General features: G+C 53.8%; 6 protein-coding genes. All 6 read right to left on the reverse strand.

Going from position 1 to position 5,227, the window contains the following annotated elements; translation table 11 throughout:
• Nucleotides 1–196 precede the first annotated feature (196 nt).
• The 6 genes from atpB to ACWI6D_RS09390 all read right to left on the reverse strand — a co-directional run bounded on the left by atpB (nucleotide 197) and on the right by ACWI6D_RS09390 (nucleotide 4,683).
• Nucleotides 197–985 carry a F0F1 ATP synthase subunit A gene (atpB, locus tag ACWI6D_RS09365; RefSeq protein ID WP_302936635.1) on the reverse strand — a complete coding sequence of 263 codons (789 nt, stop codon included), beginning with the start codon at nucleotides 983–985 and terminating at the stop codon, nucleotides 197–199.
• A gap of 38 nt (nucleotides 986–1,023) precedes the next feature.
• A complete protein-coding gene (locus ACWI6D_RS09370; RefSeq protein ID WP_449134492.1) occupies nucleotides 1,024–1,335 on the reverse strand; it encodes a hypothetical protein in 312 nt (103 codons plus the stop codon).
• Between the two features lie 177 nt (nucleotides 1,336–1,512).
• Nucleotides 1,513–1,998, reverse strand: coding sequence for a deoxycytidylate deaminase (locus tag ACWI6D_RS09375; protein WP_449134493.1), 486 nt, complete (start codon nucleotides 1,996–1,998; stop codon nucleotides 1,513–1,515).
• A gap of 81 nt (nucleotides 1,999–2,079) precedes the next feature.
• The gene (glyA, locus tag ACWI6D_RS09380) at nucleotides 2,080–3,336 is read right to left on the reverse strand and encodes a serine hydroxymethyltransferase (RefSeq protein WP_449134494.1); all 1,257 of its coding nucleotides are present in this window, start codon (nucleotides 3,334–3,336) and stop codon (nucleotides 2,080–2,082) included.
• A 208-nt stretch (nucleotides 3,337–3,544) separates the two neighbouring features.
• Nucleotides 3,545–3,985, reverse strand: a complete 441-nt coding sequence (rpiB, locus tag ACWI6D_RS09385) for a ribose 5-phosphate isomerase B (RefSeq protein ID WP_449134496.1) — start codon at nucleotides 3,983–3,985, stop codon at nucleotides 3,545–3,547.
• An 89-nt stretch (nucleotides 3,986–4,074) separates the two neighbouring features.
• Nucleotides 4,075–4,683 (reverse strand): L-threonylcarbamoyladenylate synthase, encoded by a 609-nt coding sequence (locus ACWI6D_RS09390; RefSeq protein WP_449134495.1) that lies wholly within the window; start codon nucleotides 4,681–4,683, stop codon nucleotides 4,075–4,077.
• Nucleotides 4,684–5,227: the final 544 nt, after the last annotated feature.

A 5,227-nucleotide genomic window follows, 5' to 3' on the forward strand; every position in this document is an offset into this window, starting at 1 on the left:
GATGCCGATGCCGGGGCCGATGGCGGCGAGGCCATAGCCGACGACCTTCAGCGCAGCGAGCGTGATTTCCATAATTACCTCCTTCGTTGAACCCGGAGCCTTCTCCGTGCTCATGCCTATATGCCCAAGCTGATCTACCTATGTCAGCTGTGGTGCCAAACAGTACTGGTGGCAGCTTGCGCCGCCGGTCCGCGCATCAGTGGGGATGAACCGCCATGCCGATGTAGGAAGCGGACAGAATGGTGAACACGTATGCTTGCAGGAACGCAACCAGGCATTCCATGGCATACATGAGAACCAGCAGAACGAACCATGCAACTGCAGGCAGCGCGGTAACGAAGTCCATGCTGAAAACAGCCTGCTGCAAAAACACGGTGGTTGCCAGAGAGAACACGGCCAGGACCATATGACCGGCCAGCATGTTGCCGTAAAGACGAACGGCCAGCGTCAGCACGCGGATGACCATGGAGAAGAACTCGAGCACCCAGATGACCGGGACCATGGGGCCGGGAACACCAGAAGGCACAAGGCTTTTGATGTAACCGAACACGCCCAGCGTCTTCAGACCGTAGAAGTTGAAGTACACGAACGAGATGGCAGCCAGCGCCCACGTGATGGAGATGGTGCCCGTGGTGGCCTTCGCACCAGGAATCAAGCCAACAACGTTAGCGATGAGGATGAAGAAGAACAGCGTGCACAAAAACGGGATGTGCTTCTTGAAACCCTCACCGATAACGTCCTGGCCAATGCTCGTGTTCACGAAGTCATAGCCATACTCGACCGTGTTGAGGAACTTGTTCTTCGGGACCAGCTGAAGCTTGCGGCCTCCAATCAGAACCACCATCAGTACCAACGCCAAAATGAAGAACATGTACAGCGTGTACTGGCTGATGTCCCATCCACCGATCGAGAATACGGTGTGGGAATCGAACGTTTCGGAGAGGTGCCGTGCCTCTTCGACGAACTTATTGAGCGCTTCGCCCATCTCAGATCATCCCAGCCTTTCCAGTGACGAACCCTACATTACCGTGCTACGTTTTTACGCCACACGTACACTGCGGTGCAAACGATAAGCGAAACGATCTCGGCCATGCCAAAGGGAAGAACCTGCGGACGCGCCACAAGAGCGCACACGATCAAAGCCACCGCCACGACTACAAGCGACACAAACGTGCCCCCCAAGCCGTACAACGCAGCGTTGGCGACCGACACCGAAGGATGCTTCCGGGCTAAACGCAGCGACGCAAACAGCGGAAGAAAGCCAATGAAGCCAGCTATGACGCCGATTACGATGGCTGCTACCATGGCCCGCGTTTCACCCAAACCTTTCGTCAATCACAATTCCCGCATAGAAAACCAACGCGTATGATAACGTAGATTCTTGAAAGCCCCCGCTAAACCCCGCAATCGCCACAAAACGCTGGCAAACGGCTCTCATTTATTCGATTTTCCCAGCTATTTACCCTGTTCTACTTTTTTAGATATTCACAGAATGGCCTTGTTTGTCGATTTTTATGCATTTGCATCATTTCCGATTGGACCATCGTAAACGCGTAGTTTTATGCCAGATTCAGACAGCATGGACATTGCCAATTCATCAGGATAGGGGTTCGCGTAAATGATTTCCTCAATGTCGGCATTAATGAGCATTTTCGCGCACACCACGCAAGGCTGCGTGGTGATGTAAATAGATGCGCCCGTGATGTTGATGCCATAGCGAGCCGCCTGGATAATGGCGTTCTGCTCCGCGTGAAGACCGCGACAAATCTCGTGCCGCTGCCCACTGGGCACGCCTAGTTGTTGCCGCAAGCAACCCGTTTCCGCACAATGGGCAAGTCCGGTTGGAACGCCGTTGTACCCCGTTGCCAAAATGCGACGATCTTTCACGATGATGGCGCCCACCGCTCGACGCAGGCATGTCGTGCGCGTGGCAACCTCATTCGCAAGCGTCATGAAATATTCGTCCCAGCTTGGGCGGTGGTCTTTCAACTCGCTCATACCAACCCCTTCACATACAAAGAAACGGCCGAGCGGGGATGTTTCCCGCCCGGCCGTTAGTCTACACTACCTGGTTCGGATTTAGTATTCCAAGCCCGGATACAGCGGATGGGCTTCCAGCATAGCGTCGATCTTCTTCTTAACATCGGCAAGCTTGGCTTCGTTGCCGGCGTTAAACACCGTTGCAGCGATGCACTGGCCAACCTCGTAGAAATCTTCCTTCGTGAAACCACGCGTGGTTGCAGCCGCGCTACCAACGCGAATGCCGCTGGCCACAAACGGGCTGCGCTGCTCATTCGGGATGGTGTTCTTGTTCACCGTCAGGCCAACGCTTTCCAGCAGCTTCTCGGCGTCCTTACCGGTCACGTCCGCAGGCGTCAGGTCAACAAGGCACAAATGATTGTCCGTGCCGCCAGACACCAGGCGCAAACCACCATCAGTCATGCCCTGACCCATTGCGGCGGCATTTTCCACCACATGGTCGATGTACTCCTTGAACGAAGGCTTAAGCGCCTCACCGAATGCAACCGCCTTGCCGGCAATAACATGCATAAGCGGGCCACCCTGGCTGCCAGGGAACACGGCGGAGTTGATTTTCTTGAACAGCTCTTCGTTATTCGTAAGGATAAAGCCGCCGCGCGGGCCACGCAGCGTCTTGTGGCTGGTGGACGTAACAATATCAGCGTACGGAACCGGAGACGGGTGAGCGCCAGTCGCAACAAGACCGGCAATGTGCGCCATGTCGACCATCAGGTAGGCCCCCACCTCATGGGCGATTTCGGCCATACGCTCGAAATCGATGATGCGCGGATAGGCAGAAGCTCCGCCAACGATGATCTTCGGCTGATGCTCTTTCGCCAGCTTTTCCATCTCGTCGTAGTTGATGGTTTCAGTTTCCGGATCAACGCCGTAAGACACGACGTTATACAGCTTTCCGGAGAAGTTTGCAGGGCTGCCATGAGTAAGGTGACCGCCGTTGTCCAAGCTCATACCCATAATAGTGTCGCCAGGCTTAACGGTGGCGAAATATGCGGCAAGGTTGGCATTTGCGCCGGAATGAGGCTGAACGTTCGCAAACTTAGCGCCATACAGCTCGCAAGCACGATCACGCGCAAGATTCTCGACAATATCAACCTTCTCGCAACCGCCATAATAGCGCTTGCCCGGCAGGCCTTCTGCGTACTTGTTCGTAAGAACGCTGCCCATTGCCTCCATCACAGCACGCGACGTGAAGTTCTCAGACGCGATAAGCTCAACGGATGAACGCTGACGAGACAGCTCCTGACCTAACGCGGCAGCCACTTCCGGGTCGGTTTGTTTCACGTGCTCAATTGCCATGATGTAACCCTTTCTTCGACATTCGTTACGCCTTGTACTCTATCACATGCCCAACAGACTCACGACCACCACACATTGCGGAAACCAACCGGCAATAGATAACAGGCGAGTGGGGATGGGCAGCTGCGGACACGTAAGCCGCCTGTTGGCTATAATACAGCGAAAGCCGGTTCAACCGGCTTTCGCGAGAATGCGTATATCGAATTGCTTACTTCGATTCCAGCGCCATAATCTTCTCAACACGCCCAGCATGACGTCCACCACCAAAATCAGTAGACAGGAACGTTTTAAGAATCTCTTTATTTGCAGACAAGTCGACAAAACGCCCCGAAAGCGTAATGACGTTTGCATCGTTATGCTCGCGGCAAAGTGCAGCAAAAGCCGGCGAAACAATGTTCGCAGCCCTAATTCCATCAACCTTGTTCGCTGCAATGGCCATACCAATGCCCGTGCCGCAAACAAGAACGCCTCGCTCAGCTACGTCATCGACAACATCGTGGGCCACAAGCTCAGCGTAGTCGGGATAATCGACTCGATCGTCGTTTTCAGGGCCGCGATCGAAGACTTCATGACCCTGCTCGCGCAAAAACGCAGCAAGCTGCTGCTTTTGATCAAAACCGGCATGATCGCTTGCAATGCTGATTTTCATATCCATAGCCTTCCTTAGCAAGAAACAATAGTGCGATGTTACACCCTATATCGCAACAAGTTAGGAAACCGAACGACTTCTCCCGACCGTTACGACAAAGCCTGAATATCGGAAATCGTGATGGCGCCAGTGCGAACCATCACCGGATGATCGCCCGTGCAATCTACAACAGTCGAAGCAACTCCACTCTTTGCAGTATCGGAAACATCAGCCAAACAGGCACCAACTGATGATTTGATCGCATCATCAACAAGATCAAAGCTGCATTGAGCTTTGTTTCCACTTACATTAGCTGAACTGGTAGCCAAGGGACACCCAACATGAGCAATGAGCTGAAGTGCCGTATCATTATTAGGCATACGCAGCCCAATAGTACCTGCAGGAGATTGAAAAGCTTGAGGAACCTTATCGCTGGCATTCACAATTAGCGTAAGAGGACCTGGCCAAAACGTACGAGCAAGCACTCGAGCAAACTCGGGAACATGCTTGCCATAAACATCGAGGTCCTTCAGATCGCCAACAAGCCACGCGATCGGCTTACGATGTTCACGATGCTTTATATCGTAGATAATCGAAGGATCGGCGGCATAACGAACAGCAACGCCAACGCCATAAACGGTTTCAGTAGGATAAAGAGCAGCCCTACCCTGGACAAGGACCTCAACCGTCTTGTCCATTGAGCTAGAAACGCATGTCATAGCCCAACCTCTTCTCGTAATCGAAATGCAAGCAGTAGCAAAGTAGCTCTTTCCATAATACCAATAGCAACCATCGCCTGAATCAACCCAGCAGATTCAACAAGAAGAAGTAGAGAGATAAAAATGAATAGCTACGACAACATCTTGGTCAGAACGCCTTCAGCCCCACGCAAACACACGAAAAGCAATGCGGCAGCGTTAGGCTAAGACTCAAGCACAAGATACACTCATGAGCAGCAGCCCCCCAACGCCCAATAGCCTAGAAAAAGATAGCGGAAAATAGCCAGGTAATAAACGAGAGGAGATTCGACGCGCCCGTCTGCCGCACCCCCAGCACGCCGGCGGAGCCTTGCAGCACTCACGACACGAGCCACAGAGAGGCGCCGTACGCAAATACCAGCGCCTCAAACGCGAGAGAGGGTCGTTTGCGCGCGCACATACCCATAACGCAGAAGGGCCCGCGGGGGGACCGGATCCCCCCGCGGGCCCTGCCGGCCTCCGCGGCCGCTCGCGCGCATAGAAAAGCGCCCTCCGCGAGCGCGAC

Source organism: Senegalimassilia sp. (genome assembly GCF_977052095.1).